The organism is Kribbella sp. NPDC020701 (assembly GCF_055562215.1).
In genome coordinates, this window is record NZ_JBVHFT010000016.1 from 147130 (window position 1) to 161316 (window position 14187).

At 68.4% G+C, this 14187-nt stretch carries 17 protein-coding genes; 13 read left to right on the top strand and 4 right to left on the bottom strand.

Going from position 1 to position 14187, the window contains the following annotated elements; genetic code table 11:
* The first annotated feature begins 44 nt into the window (after positions 1–44).
* Positions 45–215 (top strand): DUF2231 domain-containing protein, encoded by a 171-nt coding sequence (locus ACZ3HV_RS32965; protein ID WP_465690066.1) that lies wholly within the window; start codon positions 45–47, stop codon positions 213–215.
* Between the two features lie 39 nt (positions 216–254).
* Complete coding sequence (locus tag ACZ3HV_RS32970; protein ID WP_465690068.1) at positions 255–599, top strand: hypothetical protein; 345 nt, start codon at positions 255–257, stop codon at positions 597–599.
* Positions 600–711: 112 nt separating this feature from the next.
* Here ACZ3HV_RS32970 and ACZ3HV_RS32975 read toward each other — a convergent pair whose 3' ends face one another.
* The 3 genes from ACZ3HV_RS32975 to ACZ3HV_RS32985 form a co-directional block, all read right to left on the bottom strand.
* The gene (locus ACZ3HV_RS32975; RefSeq protein WP_465690069.1) at positions 712–1698 is read right to left on the bottom strand and encodes a hypothetical protein; all 987 of its coding nucleotides are present in this window, start codon (positions 1696–1698) and stop codon (positions 712–714) included.
* A 62-nt stretch (positions 1699–1760) separates the two neighbouring features.
* The gene (locus tag ACZ3HV_RS32980; protein ID WP_465690071.1) at positions 1761–2180 is read right to left on the bottom strand and encodes a hypothetical protein; all 420 of its coding nucleotides are present in this window, start codon (positions 2178–2180) and stop codon (positions 1761–1763) included.
* A gap of 155 nt (positions 2181–2335) precedes the next feature.
* Positions 2336–2524 carry a hypothetical protein gene (locus ACZ3HV_RS32985; protein WP_465690073.1) on the bottom strand — a complete coding sequence of 63 codons (189 nt, stop codon included), beginning with the start codon at positions 2522–2524 and terminating at the stop codon, positions 2336–2338.
* Between the two features lie 168 nt (positions 2525–2692).
* On the opposite strand from ACZ3HV_RS32985, the gene ACZ3HV_RS32990 reads away from it, so the two are divergent.
* The 11 genes from ACZ3HV_RS32990 to ACZ3HV_RS33040 all read left to right on the top strand — a co-directional run bounded on the left by ACZ3HV_RS32990 (position 2693) and on the right by ACZ3HV_RS33040 (position 13338).
* Entirely contained in the window at positions 2693–3520 is an 828-nt protein-coding gene (locus ACZ3HV_RS32990) for an SCO6745 family protein (RefSeq protein WP_465690075.1), read from the top strand.
* Between the two features lie 298 nt (positions 3521–3818).
* Positions 3819–4196, top strand: coding sequence for a MarR family winged helix-turn-helix transcriptional regulator (locus tag ACZ3HV_RS32995; RefSeq protein ID WP_465690077.1), 378 nt, complete (start codon positions 3819–3821; stop codon positions 4194–4196).
* Positions 4197–4381: 185 nt separating this feature from the next.
* Positions 4382–4780: a hypothetical protein gene (locus ACZ3HV_RS33000; protein ID WP_360369954.1), complete on the top strand. Its 399-nt coding sequence runs from the start codon at positions 4382–4384 to the stop codon at positions 4778–4780.
* Between the two features lie 89 nt (positions 4781–4869).
* Positions 4870–5985, top strand: a complete 1116-nt coding sequence (locus ACZ3HV_RS33005; protein WP_465690079.1) for a GNAT family N-acetyltransferase — start codon at positions 4870–4872, stop codon at positions 5983–5985.
* Positions 5957–6907, top strand: coding sequence for a potassium channel family protein (locus ACZ3HV_RS33010; RefSeq protein WP_465690276.1), 951 nt, complete (start codon positions 5957–5959; stop codon positions 6905–6907). Before ACZ3HV_RS33005 ends, ACZ3HV_RS33010 begins: the two co-directional genes overlap by 29 nt.
* 78 nt (positions 6908–6985) lie before the next feature.
* The gene (locus ACZ3HV_RS33015) at positions 6986–7891 is read left to right on the top strand and encodes a zinc metalloprotease (RefSeq protein ID WP_465690081.1); all 906 of its coding nucleotides are present in this window, start codon (positions 6986–6988) and stop codon (positions 7889–7891) included.
* A gap of 145 nt (positions 7892–8036) precedes the next feature.
* Complete coding sequence (locus ACZ3HV_RS33020) at positions 8037–9026, top strand: LacI family DNA-binding transcriptional regulator (protein ID WP_465690083.1); 990 nt, start codon at positions 8037–8039, stop codon at positions 9024–9026.
* Positions 9027–9144: 118 nt separating this feature from the next.
* Positions 9145–10068 (top strand): carbohydrate ABC transporter permease, encoded by a 924-nt coding sequence (locus ACZ3HV_RS33025; RefSeq protein ID WP_465690085.1) that lies wholly within the window; start codon positions 9145–9147, stop codon positions 10066–10068.
* Complete coding sequence (locus ACZ3HV_RS33030) at positions 10065–10898, top strand: carbohydrate ABC transporter permease (protein ID WP_465690087.1); 834 nt, start codon at positions 10065–10067, stop codon at positions 10896–10898. Before ACZ3HV_RS33025 ends, ACZ3HV_RS33030 begins: the two co-directional genes overlap by 4 nt.
* Before the next feature lie 23 nt (positions 10899–10921).
* Positions 10922–12205: an ABC transporter substrate-binding protein gene (locus ACZ3HV_RS33035; protein ID WP_465690089.1), complete on the top strand. Its 1284-nt coding sequence runs from the start codon at positions 10922–10924 to the stop codon at positions 12203–12205.
* The gene (locus ACZ3HV_RS33040) at positions 12202–13338 is read left to right on the top strand and encodes an ADP-ribosylglycohydrolase family protein (protein WP_465690090.1); all 1137 of its coding nucleotides are present in this window, start codon (positions 12202–12204) and stop codon (positions 13336–13338) included. Before ACZ3HV_RS33035 ends, ACZ3HV_RS33040 begins: the two co-directional genes overlap by 4 nt.
* A 35-nt stretch (positions 13339–13373) precedes the next feature.
* Here ACZ3HV_RS33040 and ACZ3HV_RS33045 read toward each other — a convergent pair whose 3' ends face one another.
* Positions 13374–14180: a discoidin domain-containing protein gene (locus ACZ3HV_RS33045; RefSeq protein ID WP_465690092.1), complete on the bottom strand. Its 807-nt coding sequence runs from the start codon at positions 14178–14180 to the stop codon at positions 13374–13376.
* Positions 14181–14187 lie beyond the last annotated feature (7 nt).

The following is a 14187-nucleotide window of genomic DNA, read 5'->3' on the forward strand; positions in this document are numbered from 1 at the left end:
ACTGTGCTCGTCGTACTAGGCGAGCTCGGCTTGGTCGTATCCGGGTGCGGCTCCTCATCACCGGCGGCCGGCCCGGAGTCGCGCTCGGCGTGCTGGGCGCTCTTGCGGCGGCAATGCTCGGCTTTCTGGACTTCTTCGCCATCCCGCCTCGGACACGGGCCTTTCGTACCGCGGCGGTGCACATGTCGCTGAACCTCGCCGTGACGACGTCGTAGACCGTCAGCTACCTGCTCCGGCACCGCGCCACGGCTCGGGTGGGCTCCAACGGCGGCGTTCAGGCTGCCCGAGGCGGCACCGAGCGCTCCAGCCGATTCGCGCCCGGGCTGGTCTTCGGCCACTTCGCGCTCGCGGCGACAGGCTTGATCCTCTGGATCGTCTACGTGATCGCCGACACCGAGGCACTGACTTGGGTGGCGTTCGTGTTCCTGATCGCCGTCGCCGTCCTGGGGGATTTACTGTTCCTGCGCTGGCGCAGCGGGCGATCGTCGAGCACGGTCGAGTCCAGTCTGCCCAAGCCTGTCGTGTACACCCACGGCTTGTTCGCTGTGACGACCATCGTGCTGGTCCTACTCACCGCCCTCGGCGTCGGGGAGAGCTGAACCCAGTCGACCAGGTCAGCGCGCGCCGATGAGGTCGCTGATCCCGATCGGTCAACGCAGCGCCACCCCGTACGCCGGTCACCGTACGCACGCCCGCACCGAGGCCTCGGGTTCAGTCGCCGAGAGCGCGACGGCTGGATGGGTGGCCGGAGCCGGCGTCTGGGCGGCGGCCGTCGCGGTCGGGGGACTCGGACCATCCTGGCGCTGCCCCGTGACCAGGTGTCTGGGGACCGCGTAGCGGCGTACTCGCGCTGAGTCCGGCGTCGATGCTCCGGCGTAGATCCTGATTGGCCTGCCAGTACCTGGTCAGTTCGTCGGCCATCTTCCCGCTGGCGCGGGCGGCCATCAGACCGGCGAGTTCGGACATTTGGATGTCTTGGGGATCGGCGGGGTCGAATCCGTGAATCGCGGCGAACGCGGGCTGCATCGCTTCCGCGATCGCCTGGACCGAGCCCTCGCGGGCCTGTGCCGGCGCCAGGCTCGCCAGTTTCTGGTCGTAGAGCAGGCCGGCGGCCACGGAGAACTTGTTCTCGGCGTTCACGACCGCCATCTGGCGGATGACCTCCCGGCCCGAGTGCCCACTCGCGTCCCCTATCTCCTCGGCGAAGGTTTCGACCGCCGGCACGTACTCGCCGTACGCCGGCTCGGTCCGCTCGCGGCTGATGCCGGGGGCGACCGCTTCCAGATCGAGTGCCTTGATGTATTCGTTCAGGTTCTGCTGGGTGGCGATTTCGGTGGTGGCTTCCTCGAGGATCACGTTCGCCGGCTCCTGATAGGCATCGGCTCCCATACCGTGGGAGGTTCCGGCCGCGGCCAGCAGGTGGATGTTCTCGTGCAGGACGACCCGCAGCGCCTCCCGGTACCGGCGGAGCGTGGCTTCGTCGTGGCGTTGACCGGCGGTGTCGAACATCTCCCGGAGGTCGTTGATCACCCGGTCGGGGTGGAGCTTGATCGTGTGGTCCCAGGTGACCAGCCCACTGCGCGGATCGTCGAGCGGGAGCATCTCGACGCTGCGGTTCCACGACGTGTGGTGCGCGTCGAGGACCTGCACCGCAGCCGTCGCCTGCTCCTTGAGCAGCTCGTCATACGTCCTGGCCACAACGATCACCTCCGCGCTTCAGCGGTCGCTCGGTCACCTCGCCGGGTGGGGGAGCGGTGCGGTCAGTCGCGTGGCTCGGAGGCGGTGATCTGCAAGGACTCGGCGAGCATCCCCAGGGACTCGGTCAGGCGGCGGATCTGGCTCTGTTCTTCGCGATCGGCGCCGTCGGCGATACGTCCGATCTCGTCCATGCCGGCGCGGAGCTGGTCGATGCGCTGCTGGAGGGTGCCCTTCGCATTGCGTGCGCGGCGGTGAATCTGGATCGCGGTGGTCATGCTCTCGGACGCGGTGGGCCGGTGTTGCGCCAGGATCGTGTCCAGTTTCGAGACGAGCCGGTGGGCGTTGTCCTGGTCCGAGGCGGGCTCGATCTCGTCGGCCAAGGCACGCAGTCGCTCGACCTCGACCGCGAACTCCGCAGGCGGCATCGACAACCCACGGTTCAGCACCCCGTCGTACTCGACATCAAAGGTCGTGAAGTCCACGGTCGCAGTATCCCAAGCCCAGGCGTTCATCGCGCTCCACAGCACCGGCACCCCCCGGTGTGGATCGATCGTTCGGCACCCTTCCCCGGGGGCCTACGGTCGGCGTGATCGAGCCGTTGCGGGGGTCGAGGTCGGGCGTTCGGGCTCGGTGTCGGCTAGGTCGCCTGGGGGGCGAATGCGTGCTCGCCGGCGGGCCAGATGGTCCAGCCGCGTGCGTTCAGCACCGGCCATAGCCGATGGCCGCAGTGTCGGCACAGGTAAAGCTCGCCGGCGCGCTCGGTGCGGTACGCCGCGCGAACCGCCGCGCGGACTGGCGGTCCGCACCGGTCACAGGTCTCGTTCATGCCTTTACTGTCGCGCATAGCGGTGCGTGTCGTCCCCCGGGGGTCGGCCGGTCGCGGACCGTGAGCGTCGTACTGAATCGACCGGAAGTGTCGAATCCGGGCGAGCTTGTTCGTAGCTAGGGTCAGAGGCCGTCCACGAGGGCGGTGTCACGACCAGAGGAGACGCCGATGGTGTCGCACCCACGGGCCAAGGTCCACCGCATGTTCGAGCTCGTCGAGCCGATCGCCACCGTCACCTTCTCCGAGGTGCCGAACGACGCGTTCCTGGCCGTCGGCATGCGCAACTACTGGGACGGATATTTCGCGGGCCGGGCCGCGCCGCTGGGGCCGGCACCGGCCGGGGTGGTGCACGCGATCTTCTACAACTTCGCCGACGGCGAGGTGGCGCGCCACATCCCGTGGGTCTGGGGGAAGATCACCCCGGAGGAGGCGATCGCCGTGCGCGAGCGAGGCAGCGCCGCCGCGCTGCGGCAGATGATCGGGGAGCTCGCCGACTCACCCGGTCTGGTGCGGGTGGCCGACCTCGCCACCCGAGCAGCGGTCAGCGCGCCGACCGAGGGCCGAGCACTGTACGCCGGGCTCCGGGCGCTCGACGTCCCCAAGCAGCCGGTAGCCAGGCTCTGGCACGCGGCGACACTGCTGCGGGAGCACCGCGGGGACGGCCACAACGTCGCCCTCGTCGCCCACGGCATCGGCGGCTCGGAGGCCCACGTCCTGATGGCGCTCTCCCTCGGAATGAGGGCAGAGGAGTTCGGCCGTATCCACCACCTACCCAAGGCACAGCTGGCCGCTGTCGTCGACGGCCTGCGCGACCGCGGCCTCGTGGACGCCGCCGGCGGGTTCACCGACACCGGCCGGGGGACCAAAGAGCGGATCGAGGCTCTCACCGACGAGCTGGCGGCGCCGGCGTACGACGTGCTCAGCGCGGACGAGCTCGACGAGCTGGTCGCGGGGCTCGAGCCGATCGCCGCCGCGGTATCGGCCGCTGACGACTGAGGGTCTGAGTCGACCTTAGAGCCATCCTCGGCAACCGGCGCTCGCAGCCTCGTCGACGCCGTGTGGCGGGGGCGCCGGGTGCGTGGGCCTTCTCACGCTGGCGCCTCGTCGAATGCGATCGCGGCGATCGTCGCCGGATCGTTCTCGGCGACCTGTTGCAGAAGGGCGCGGGCCGTCTCGACCTGGGTCGCGTCGAAGAGGCTGAACACCCGACGGGTCGCCGTGCCGATCCGGTCGCTGACCGACGCGTAGCGCTCGGCCCCTGCTGCGTCTGGCGAACCAGCGCTGGTCCACGGAGATGGACGCTGAGCTCGAGAAGCTCGGTGTCCGCGACCTCACTGCAGCACACGCACGAGTGATCCCGTTCGTACCGCCTCAGGGCATCAGCGTCCAGTCGCTCGCGACCAAGGCCAACGTGCGCAAGCAGACGATGGCCCGCAGCGTCGAACAACTGATCACGGTCGGCCTGGTCGAGCGCCGTCCAGACCCCAACGACGGGCGCGCCTGGCTCGTCGTACTCACCGGGGCCGGGCTTGCGATCCGACCGATGTCTCACAAGGCGGGCGGCCGAGTCGAGCGCACCTGGGCCGACCAGCTCGGCGAGGACCGACTGGAGGTTCTCCGGGCGGCGCTGATCGAATTGGTCGGGTACGACGCAGGGGATCCAATTGGGTAGGCGCCGTCGACTCGATGCCCAGGCTGACCGGAACCGGAGCACTCGCACGGCGCGATGCTGCGCGGCTCGCTCGGGGTCATCCTGCTCTGTCGCTGTTCCGTGGAAGGCTGACAAACGTCGCGCATTGAAGGGTGGCCGGGTGCAAGAGACGCCCGCTTGGTCGGTGGGCTCAGTACGCTCGGCTTATGGCAGGTGGCAAGGGGCAGAGCCAGTTGGCGAAGAACCTGATCAAGTACGGCGTGCGGTACGGGCCGTTGGCGGTCGAGGCGATCAGGCATGGGCGCGAACCGGCTCAGCAGGCGATGCAGGCCGCGCTGGCGAAGCGGTCGGCGCGGAAGAAGGCGCTCGAACACGCGCTCACTGTCCGCGAGGGCTCCTTGCTCAAGGTCATCAAGGACGGCCAGGCCATCTTCTTCGTCTTCTCCGGCGACGCCATCGTCACCACCTACCCGCCGGTGCCGCAGAACACCTACCCGGAGCTCCTCCGCCACGCCGACCTGGACAAACGCGAACCCGCCGTCGTCCTCGCGGCCCGCAAGCCGAAGATCGCCCCGCACCTGCCCAAGATCCGGCGCCCGCGCTGAAGGTTGACGCGGGCGTAACATTCCGGACCCGACGGGGCAACAGGCGGAACGCACAGTGGAAGGACGTTTCCACGAGGGAGGGCGTCCGCATGCTCTGGAAGATCAGGACCGAACTCGCCGACCGGCCCGGTGCCCTGGCCGAACTCGCTGCACGGTGTGGTGCGGACGACATCAACATCCTCAGCCTCGAGGTGTTCACCGCCGAGTCCGGCGCCGTCGACGAACTGGTGGTCTCCACCGGGGTCGGCTGGACCGCGGACGACCTGACCGCCCTCGCGGCCGAAGCCGGGTGCATGCGTACGACGGTCCGCGCGTGCCAGGCCGACGTACTGAGTGATGCGCCGACCCGCTACCTGCGCGCCGTACTGCGGCTGATCGACGACCCGCTGTCGGTGGACGAGGAACTCGGCAACCTGCAGGGGTTCGAGGAGTACACGCCCGCCGAGTGGGCCCGGGCCGACGTGCTCGTGGAGATCGCGGGCCGGCTCGCTGAGCGGTTCGAGGGGTCCGTGGTCGAGGGCCCGCGGCCGGGCAGCGGCGTACCCGAGTTGCGGAAGGCGAGCGTCGAGGACGCCGAGGCTGTCGTCGATATGCACGAGCGGTGCTCGTACGAGAGCCGCACCCGGCGCTACCACGTGCCGATGCCGAAGCTGACCACCCGGACCGCGCGGCACCTGTCCGCGCCGGCCGGTGGCGTTTCGGTCGTCGCCGCCGTCGGTGACGCCGTGATCGGGATGGCGACGGCCGCGCCGTGGGAGGAGCTCGGCAGTACGACGATGGAGGTCGCCGTACTCGTCGAGGACGGCTGGCAGGGGCAGGGCCTGGGGCTGCGGCTGCTGCGCCAGGTGGTCGTCGACGCGCGGGCGCTCGGTGCCGACCGGGTCGTGTGCATGGTGCAGCCGGAGAACCACGCGATGCTGCGGACGCTCGAGCGGCTGCGGATGCGATCCAGGGTGATCCGGGACGGTGACAGCCTGATGGTGACCGTCGCCCTGTCCGACCAGAGCCTGTCGCATGCGGTGGATCGGCCGCCGGTGCAATATCGTCAGGGACGTGCCACCCCTCCCCACCGGTCGCAACCCACACGGTCTGCTGGTCAACCTGCCCGCGAGCACGCGCTCGCCGCTCTTTCAGCTCTTCAGCCGCTTCCTGGTGGCCTTGGGGCTGCTGACCGTGATGGTGCTGATCGTGGTGGTCGACCGTGACGGCTACAAGGACAGCTACGACGGTCATGTCGACCTGATCGACAGCATCTACTACGCCACTGTCACGCTCACCACGACCGGGTACGGCGACATCACTCCGGTGACGCCCACTGCCCGGCTGGTGAACGCCTTCATCGTCACACCGCTGCGCATCGCGTTCCTGGTGGTATTGGTCGGTACGACACTGGAAGTCCTGGCCAACGAGGGTCGCCGGATCATGCGGGACACACGATGGAGGAAGCGCATGAAGGACCACACCGTCGTCGTCGGCTACGGCACCAAGGGCCGGTCAGCCGTACAGACGCTGATCAGCAACGGGGTCGCACGCGACAGCATCGTGGTGATCGACCCGCGGGCACAGGCGATCGGTGACGCGGGCAACGATCAGATGGCCGCCTTCCACGGCGACGCAACGAACCGCACGGTGCTACGCCGGGCCGAGGTGATGACGGCCCGCGAGGTGATCGTGACGACCGACCGTGACGACTCGGCGGTCCTCGTCACGCTGGCGGTGCGGCAACTGAACCCCAACGCGCACGTCGTGGTCGCGGTCCGCGAGGAGGACAACGTTCCGCTGCTGCGGCAGAGCGGCGCCGACGCGGTCGTCACGTCGTCCGAGGCGGTCGGCCGGCTGCTCGGCCTGACCTCGGTCAGCCCGAACCTCGGCGAGGTGATGGAGGACCTGCTCACGTACGGCGAGGGCCTCGAGGTGGCCGAACGCCCGGTGCTGGGCCGCGAGGTCGGCAAGCCGCCGTCCGCCGTACCCGACCGCGTCGTCTCCGTCGTCCGCGACGGCAAGGTGCACCGCTACTACGACTCCAACGTCTCGGTTCTGGCCGCCGGCGACAAGCTCATCGTCGTCCGCCCCGCCAAGGAAACCCCCTGGGCCGAACGCCCCGGCGCCGACGACGGCGACGAATGACCTCTTCCACTCCGGGCGTCCGAGTGCTTATCTCGGACCAGGCGGCGCGTTCGAGACCGCCCCTAGGGGTGAGGCGTGATGTGGTGGAACAGGCAGGTTGGCGGCGTCGCGATCGCGGCGATGGCGTGTGCGGGGCTGACCGGGGCACAGAGCCAGGCGGCTGCGCCGGGCAACGAGTGGATCGGCCCGTGCGTTTCCGCGGACAGCGTTGTGCAGGCGCGGGGCGGGCCCCGCGAGCCTGATCTCGGGCAGGTCGCACAGGACCTGCCGGCCGCGGCGAAGGGCAAGGCGAAGCCGGGGTTCAAGGCCACTGTGCCGGTCTATTTCCATGTGGTCACGGACGGTTCGCTCGGCTCCCTGACGATGGCGCAGATCAACGCGCAGATCGCCGTACTGAACAACACCTACGCCGGTGGTGAAGGCGGAGCCAAGACCGGGTTCAGCTTCCGGCTGGCCGGCGTCACGCGGACCAACAACGCCGCGTGGTTCGCCGCAGGCCCGGGTGGCACCGATGAGCACAGCATGAAGCAGGCGCTGCACACCGGCGGGCCGGGTGACCTGAACCTGTACTCGACGACCGCGGGCGACTTCCTCGGTTGGGCCTACCTGCCAGACATCGTGACCAAGCCGGGCCAGGCATACCTCGACGGCGTGGTCATCGACTGGGAGTCGTTCCTCGGTACGTCGACGACGTACGCAGGCCGCTACGACCAGGGTGAGACATCGACTCACGAGGTCGGGCACTGGCTGAACCTCGAGCACACCTTCTTCGGCGGCTGCAACGCGAAGGGCGACTTCGTCGACGACACCCCGAAGGAGAAGACACCGACGTCCGGATGCCCGGCAGGCAAGGACACCTGCCAGGCGCCCGGTCTGGACCCGATCCACAACTACATGGACTACTCGTTCGACTCCTGCTACACGGAGTTCACTCCCGGTCAGTCCCAGCGGATGGCAGACGCCTGGCTCCTGTACCGCGCCTGATCGCTACTCCCGGACCGTGACCCCGCTGACGGGTCACGGTCCGGTTGCGTGTGGTGGTCGTTGCCCGCCCGAGGTTGACCGAGAGGCGACGGCGTTCTAATGTCTGGCGTGTAAACGATTACAAGAACGATTACAGGAGGCGGGCGTGAGTCGTCCGACGATCGCGGGGGTGGCTCGGGCAGCCGGGGTCTCGGTGGCGTCGGTGTCACGGGTGCTGAACGGGCTGCCGGCGACCGAGGAGATGGTCGAGCGGGTGCAGCGGGCGGTCGAGGAGCTCGCCTACGTGCCGGATTCGCGGGCGCGGTCGCTGAAGGTCGGGCGGACGTTCCAGCTGACGCTCGCGGTCGCCGATGTCGGTAACCCCGTCTACGTGACGATGATGCGAGCGGTCGAGGAGGTCGTGTCCGCGGCTGGTTATCGGCTGGTCGTCACGACGACCGGGCCGGATGTGGTGGACGAGGTCGCGCTGGTCCGGGGGATGGCGCGCGGGTACGCCGATGGCCTGGTGATCAGCCCGCTCCGCGTCGACGAGGACCTGATCAAGTCGATCCGCGAGTGTGAGGTGCCGGTGGTTGTCGCCGGTAACGTCCCCGCCAAAGCCGGCGTCGACACGGTCCGCGCGAACTCCCCGAAGGGCATCCTGCTGGCGGTCGAGCACCTCACCGCTCGAGGACGCGAGCGGATCGCCTTCGTCAACGGACCCGCCGACACCGTGCCTGGTACGGCGCGGGCGAAAGGCTTCGCCGACGCGATGAAAGAGTTCGGGCTCGAGTCGGCGGGGGAGATCGAGGCCGCCGACTTCACCTTCGCCGCTGGACGGGACGCGGGGAAGAAGCTGTTCAAGAAGAACCGTCCCACCGCGGTCATCTGCGCCAACGACCTGCTCGCCGTCGGCGTCATGCACGAACTCGCCGCCTACGGACTCGAGGTCCCGAAGGACGTTGCGGTGATCGGGATGGACGACAGCGAACTCGCCGAGCAGAGCTTCCCGCCACTCACGAGTGTGAACCTCGGGTCGGCTGAGCGGGGGAGGCGGGCGGCTGAGTTGCTCCTGGCAAGGATCGAGGACAACACGAGGACCCCGCGCCGGATCGTCGTACAGCCGAGATTGAGTGTCCGGAGGTCCACCCCATGACTGTGCTTTTGGCCGGGCCTTCGGCGCCGGCATGGTCATGGGGCTTGGTCTCCCGGCCTTCCCTCGTCGCTCCAGTCGCTTCGCTCCCTACACTCCTCAGTCCAGGCCGGGAGGCCCCATGACCGCGACCGTGACGGCGCCTGCGCCGACGCCGGTACGCAGCACCGGGAAGCCGAAGCAGAATCGGGAAGCGATCTTTCTGTTCCTGCCTGCGTTGCTGCCGGTCCTGCTGCTTAGCGTCTACCCGCTGATCCGCGGGATCGCGCTCGGCTTCACCGACGCGCGTGCCGGGCTCAACGTCGACACCAACTTCATCGGTTTCGGCAACTTCTCCAAGCTCCTGCACAACGGCCTGTTCTGGGACTCGTTCCGGATCGGCGTGATCTGGACCCTGTCGGTCACGATCCTGCAGTTCGTCGCGGCGCTCGGACTCGCCCTGCTGCTCAACACGAACATCCGCTTCCGCGGTGTCGCCCGTACGCTCGCACTGATCCCGTGGGCGATGCCCCCGGTGGTCGTCGCCATCATGTGGCGCCTGCTGCTGCACCCGACCAACGGCCCGGTCAACGAGATCCTGCAGAAGCTGCACCTGACCGACCACCCGGTCAACTTCCTCGGCGACTTCAGTACGGCGCTGCCGGCCGTGATCGTGGTCGGGATCTGGGTCGGCATGCCGATGACCACGGTGACCCTGCTGGCCGGACTGCAAGGCATCGACCGCTCGCTGTACGAGGCGGCCGCGGTGGACGGCGCGAGCGCGTGGAGCCAGTTCTGGAACATCACGCTGCCGCAGCTGAAGACCGTGATCGTCGCGATCACCAGCCTGGACCTGATCTGGAACTTCAACTCGTTCGGCCTGGTCTACGTGCTGACCGCGGGTGGCCCGGGCGGCAAGACGATGCTGCCGATGCTGTTCGCCTACAACGAGGCGTTCCGGTACGGGAACTTCGGAATGGCCGCCGCGATGGGTGACGTGATGGTCGTGATCATCATCCTGTTCCTGTTCTTCTACCTGCGGAACCGGCTGAGGAGCGAAGCATGAGAACGCGACCGGCCGCCCGCTTCCTGCAGTACGTCGCCGTCGTCTGCTACCTGGTCTTCCTCGGCTTCCCGCTGCTCTGGCTGATCTCCAGCTCGCTGAAGTCGCCGCAGGAGTTCGCCAGCATCACGCCGTCGATCCTGCCCAAGAACGTCGACTTCTCGAACTACAGCGACGCTCTGAACGAGCAGGGCCTGGTCCGCGGGCTGATGAACAGCCTGCAGATCTCGATCGCCAGCACGATCCTGGTGCTGATCGTGGCGCTGCCGGTGTCGTACGCGCTGGCCCGGTTTCGCAGCCGGCTGCGGCCGGCCACGAACGGGTGGATCCTGGTCAGCCAGGTGTTCCCGGTGATCCTGATCGTGATCCCGCTGTTCATGATCCTGCGGCCGCTGCACCTGACCAACACGATCCCCGGCGTGGTGATCGTGTACATGGTCTGGTCGCTGCCGTTCGCGCTGTGGATGCTGCAGGGGTACGTCGCGGCCGTGCCGCGCGAACTGGAAGAGGCCGCGTCGGTGGATGGCGCGAGCCGGGTCCGCACGATCGTGTCGATCGTGATGCCGTTGCTGCGGCCCGGGCTGATCGCGACCGCGATGTTCACCTTCATCTCGGCGTGGAACGAGTTCTTCTTCGCTCTGGTCCTGCTCCAGGACCCCCAACTCAAGACGCTGCCGCTGGTCCTCGCCCGCTTCGTCGGGGCCGAGGGGCAGGTGCAGTTCGGTCCCCTGGCAGCGGCGTCGGTCCTCGCGACCGTCCCGAGCCTGATCTTCTTCGCCTTCCTCCAACGCCGGTTGACGTCCGGTCTGTTGAGCGGCGCAGTCAAGGGCTAGCCCCATCCCCTGAGGAGAGACACATGAAGAAAGCAGTAACCGCCCTGATGGCGGCGGGTGCACTGGTGGCGCTCGCGGCCTGTGGGAGCAACAGTGACGACAGCTCCGGTGACTCGGGGTCGTCGAACGAGAAGGTGACGCTGAAGTTCCAGAGCCTCGCCTTCCAGAAGACCACCGTCGACGCGACCAAGAAGATCGTCGCGGACTGGAACGCCGCCAACCCGAACATCCAGGTCGAGTACGTCCAGGGCAGCTGGGATTCGGTCCACGACCAGCTGGTCACCCAGTTCCAGGGCGGGACCGCGCCGGACATCATCCACGACGAGTCCGCCGACATCACCGGCTTCATCAACCAGGGCTACCTCGCCGACCTCTCGCCGTACCTGAGCCAGGAGACCAAGGACGCCGTCTCCCAGGGTGTCTGGGACAGCGTGTCGAACGACGGCAAGGTGTACGCCGCTCCGACGCTGCTGCAGTCGTACGTCGTGTTCGCCAACTCCGCGCTGCTCAAGCAGGCCGGGATCACGGCGACCGGTGACTCGCTCAGCTGGGACGACCTGGCCGCGGACGCGAAGAAACTGACCGCGAGTGGCAAGTACGGCCTCGGCTGGGGTCTGAAGAGCCCGACCGCGACCGTGCTGAACCTGGGCATGAACTTCGACGCGCAGTTCTTCGAGGGCACCGGCAAGGACGCGACGGCGAAGATCGGCGACCCCGAGCTCGAGGTGCCGAAGCGGATCCACGACATGGCCTACACCGACAAGTCGATCGACCCGACGTCGCTGACCCAGAGCAGCTCCGACGTGCTGCCCGGGTTCTACGCCGGCAAGTACGCGATGGTTGTCGGAGGCAACTTCGCCGCCCAGCAGATCCTCGAGGAGGCGCCGAAGGGCTTCCAGTGGGAGGTGCTGCCGCCGCTGAAGGGCACCGGCACCAAGCAGGCGGCGAACCCGCAGACCCTGTCGGTGCCGGCCGAGAGCAAGCACATCAAGCAGTCCGCGCAGTTCATCGACTACTACATGAAGGCCGAGAACCTGGCCGCGGTCGGTCAGGGTGACTGGCTGATCCCGACCAGCCAGGGCGCCCGGGACGCGATCCTGAAGGCGACCGGCGGCAAGAACGGCTGGGAGCAGACGCTGGCCAGTGGCAACGACCTGACCAAGGCGCCGTTCCAGAGCGTGGAGAACTACCCGAAGTGGAAGGACCAGATCGCGACGCCGGCGCTGCAGGAGTACCTGGCGAACAAGACCGATCTGGCCGCGCTGGGCAAGAAGCTGAGTGACGGATGGGGTCAGGTCAACCAGTGACGTCCTTGCTGGAACAGAAGTCAACGGGTGCCCTCGTCGGCTCCGCGGTCGGTGACGCGATCGGTGGGGCCGTCGAGGGCTGGACGCCGGAGGCGATCCGGGAGCGGCACGGCGGCTGGGTGACCGGCATCGTCGGTCCGTGGTACGACGACTGGCGCACGGCCCGGCCGATCGCGCCGTACCACAAGGGCGACGGGCACATCACCGACGACACCTTGATGACGCACGCGCTGGTCGAGGTGTACGACGAACGCCGGACGCACCTGGATGCCTACGCGATCGCCGACGTCCTGGTGCCGAAGATGGTGAACGGGCGCCGGTGGGTGCCCGAGTTGGAGACCGACGCGCTGTTGCTACAGCGGGTGTTCCTGGCCGAGAAGTGGCTGGTCGCCCGGTTGCACTACGGGCACGTCGATCCGCGCGAGGCCGGCGTCGGCAACATCGTCAACTGCGGTGCGGCGATGTACGTGGCGCCGGTCGGCGTCGCCAACGCGGGCGACCCGGAAGGGGCGTACGCCGAGGCGATCGACCTGGCCGGTGCGCATCAGTCGAGTTACGGGCGGGAGGCGGCCGGCGTGTTCGCGGCCGCCGTCGCCGCCGCGATGGCGCCGGGGGCAACGGCCGCCTCGGCGGTCGGCGCGGCGCTGGCCCTGGCCAAGGACGGCACTCGGAGGGCCGTCGAGGCGGTCGTTGCGGCGGCGGACGGTGTGACGGAGTGGGAGCAGGCGATTCCCCTGCTGCGCAAGGCGATCGAGCCCTACGACACGGTCGGGCCAGACTACCGCGACCAGTCCCTGGACGCCCGGCGGCCGAGCCGGACCAAGGCGATCGAGGAGCTGCCGGTCGCGCTCGGGTTCGTCCTGGTGTCGGAGGGCGACGTACGCCGGGCAGTCCTCGGCGGCACGAACTACGGCCGGGACGCGGACTCGATCGCGTCGATGGCCGGCGCGATCACGGGTGCTCTCAACGGACTGAGCGGCGTACCGGCGGACTGGGCGGCGGACATCGCCCAGGCGAGCAAGACCGATCTGCAGCGACCGGGCCGAGTGATGGCCTCGGTGGCTCTGGACATCCGAGCGGCCGACGCGAAGCGGTGGGCGACGCGCACGGCCGCGCTGGATGACCTGGTGTGATGTCAGTTGACCGGGGCGGTGGGGTGGGAGAAGTATCAAGCGCTGTATGCTTGGAGTTCGACGATGCGGGAGTAGCCGTGGTCGTTGGAGTCGCGGATGACGAGCTGGACGGCGTCGACCGCGCGGGGCTCGAAGCTGACGGTGACCTTGCCGAGTACGTTGCCACGGATCTCGCCGACGGTCGTCCAGGTGCTGTCGGCGCGGACCCGTACGTCGAAGTCACGGATCCCCATCATCGCCGCCGGGTAGGTGGTCGAGTCGAGGGTCTGCAGGACGACTCGGCCGACGGTGGTCGGCGTGATGAAGTCGACGCCGTAGGTGTCGGGGAAGACGCCCTTGGTGTTGTCGTGCCAGCCGCTCGCACCCCACTGCGCGGAGTCGGCGTTGCCGTCGACGCCGCCACACAGGCGCATGTTGCCGTTCGTGGAGGACGCGGCGGCCTGCTCACCGAGCAGCAGGTTGGCGCGCACCGGCACCGGCTGGATCGTGACCGGCACGCTCAAGTGCTCTCGTCCGACGGTCAGATCGACGGTGTGCGTCGCGGGTGCCGTCCCGCGCGGGACGGTGATCTCGAGCGGCGCCTTCACCAACTGATCGACGGGCAGGTAGCTGGAGAACTGGTGCCGGGACAGGGTCAACGCGGAGTCCGCATTCACCCGCAGGTCCGCGATCGTCGCCTTCCGGCCCGTGTTGGTCATGCCGAGGGTGAGCTTGCCGGACGGGAAGCAGGGCAGCGGCACGACCTCGACCGGCTGCGGAGTGGCGCTGATCTCGATCTTGTCGTTGCTGCTGGCAACAACCAGGCCGGGGACCAGCAGAAGGAGCAGGGCGGCGCGTTTCATGTGCGGA

Coding starts and splice junctions, on each gene's coding strand:
- ACZ3HV_RS32985 (WP_465690073.1), bottom strand. CDS start 2,524: ATGAACGAGACCTGTGACCGGTGCGGACCGCCAGTCCGCGCGGCGGTT.
- ACZ3HV_RS32990 (WP_465690075.1), top strand. CDS start 2,693: ATGGTGTCGCACCCACGGGCCAAGGTCCACCGCATGTTCGAGCTCGTC.
- ACZ3HV_RS32995 (WP_465690077.1), top strand. CDS start 3,819: ATGGACGCTGAGCTCGAGAAGCTCGGTGTCCGCGACCTCACTGCAGCA.
- ACZ3HV_RS33000 (WP_360369954.1), top strand. CDS start 4,382: ATGGCAGGTGGCAAGGGGCAGAGCCAGTTGGCGAAGAACCTGATCAAG.
- ACZ3HV_RS33005 (WP_465690079.1), top strand. CDS start 4,870: ATGCTCTGGAAGATCAGGACCGAACTCGCCGACCGGCCCGGTGCCCTG.
- ACZ3HV_RS33010 (WP_465690276.1), top strand. CDS start 5,957: ATGGTGCTGATCGTGGTGGTCGACCGTGACGGCTACAAGGACAGCTAC.
- ACZ3HV_RS33015 (WP_465690081.1), top strand. CDS start 6,986: ATGTGGTGGAACAGGCAGGTTGGCGGCGTCGCGATCGCGGCGATGGCG.
- ACZ3HV_RS33025 (WP_465690085.1), top strand. CDS start 9,145: ATGACCGCGACCGTGACGGCGCCTGCGCCGACGCCGGTACGCAGCACC.
- ACZ3HV_RS33030 (WP_465690087.1), top strand. CDS start 10,065: ATGAGAACGCGACCGGCCGCCCGCTTCCTGCAGTACGTCGCCGTCGTC.
- ACZ3HV_RS33035 (WP_465690089.1), top strand. CDS start 10,922: ATGAAGAAAGCAGTAACCGCCCTGATGGCGGCGGGTGCACTGGTGGCG.
- ACZ3HV_RS33045 (WP_465690092.1), bottom strand. CDS start 14,180: ATGAAACGCGCCGCCCTGCTCCTTCTGCTGGTCCCCGGCCTGGTTGTT.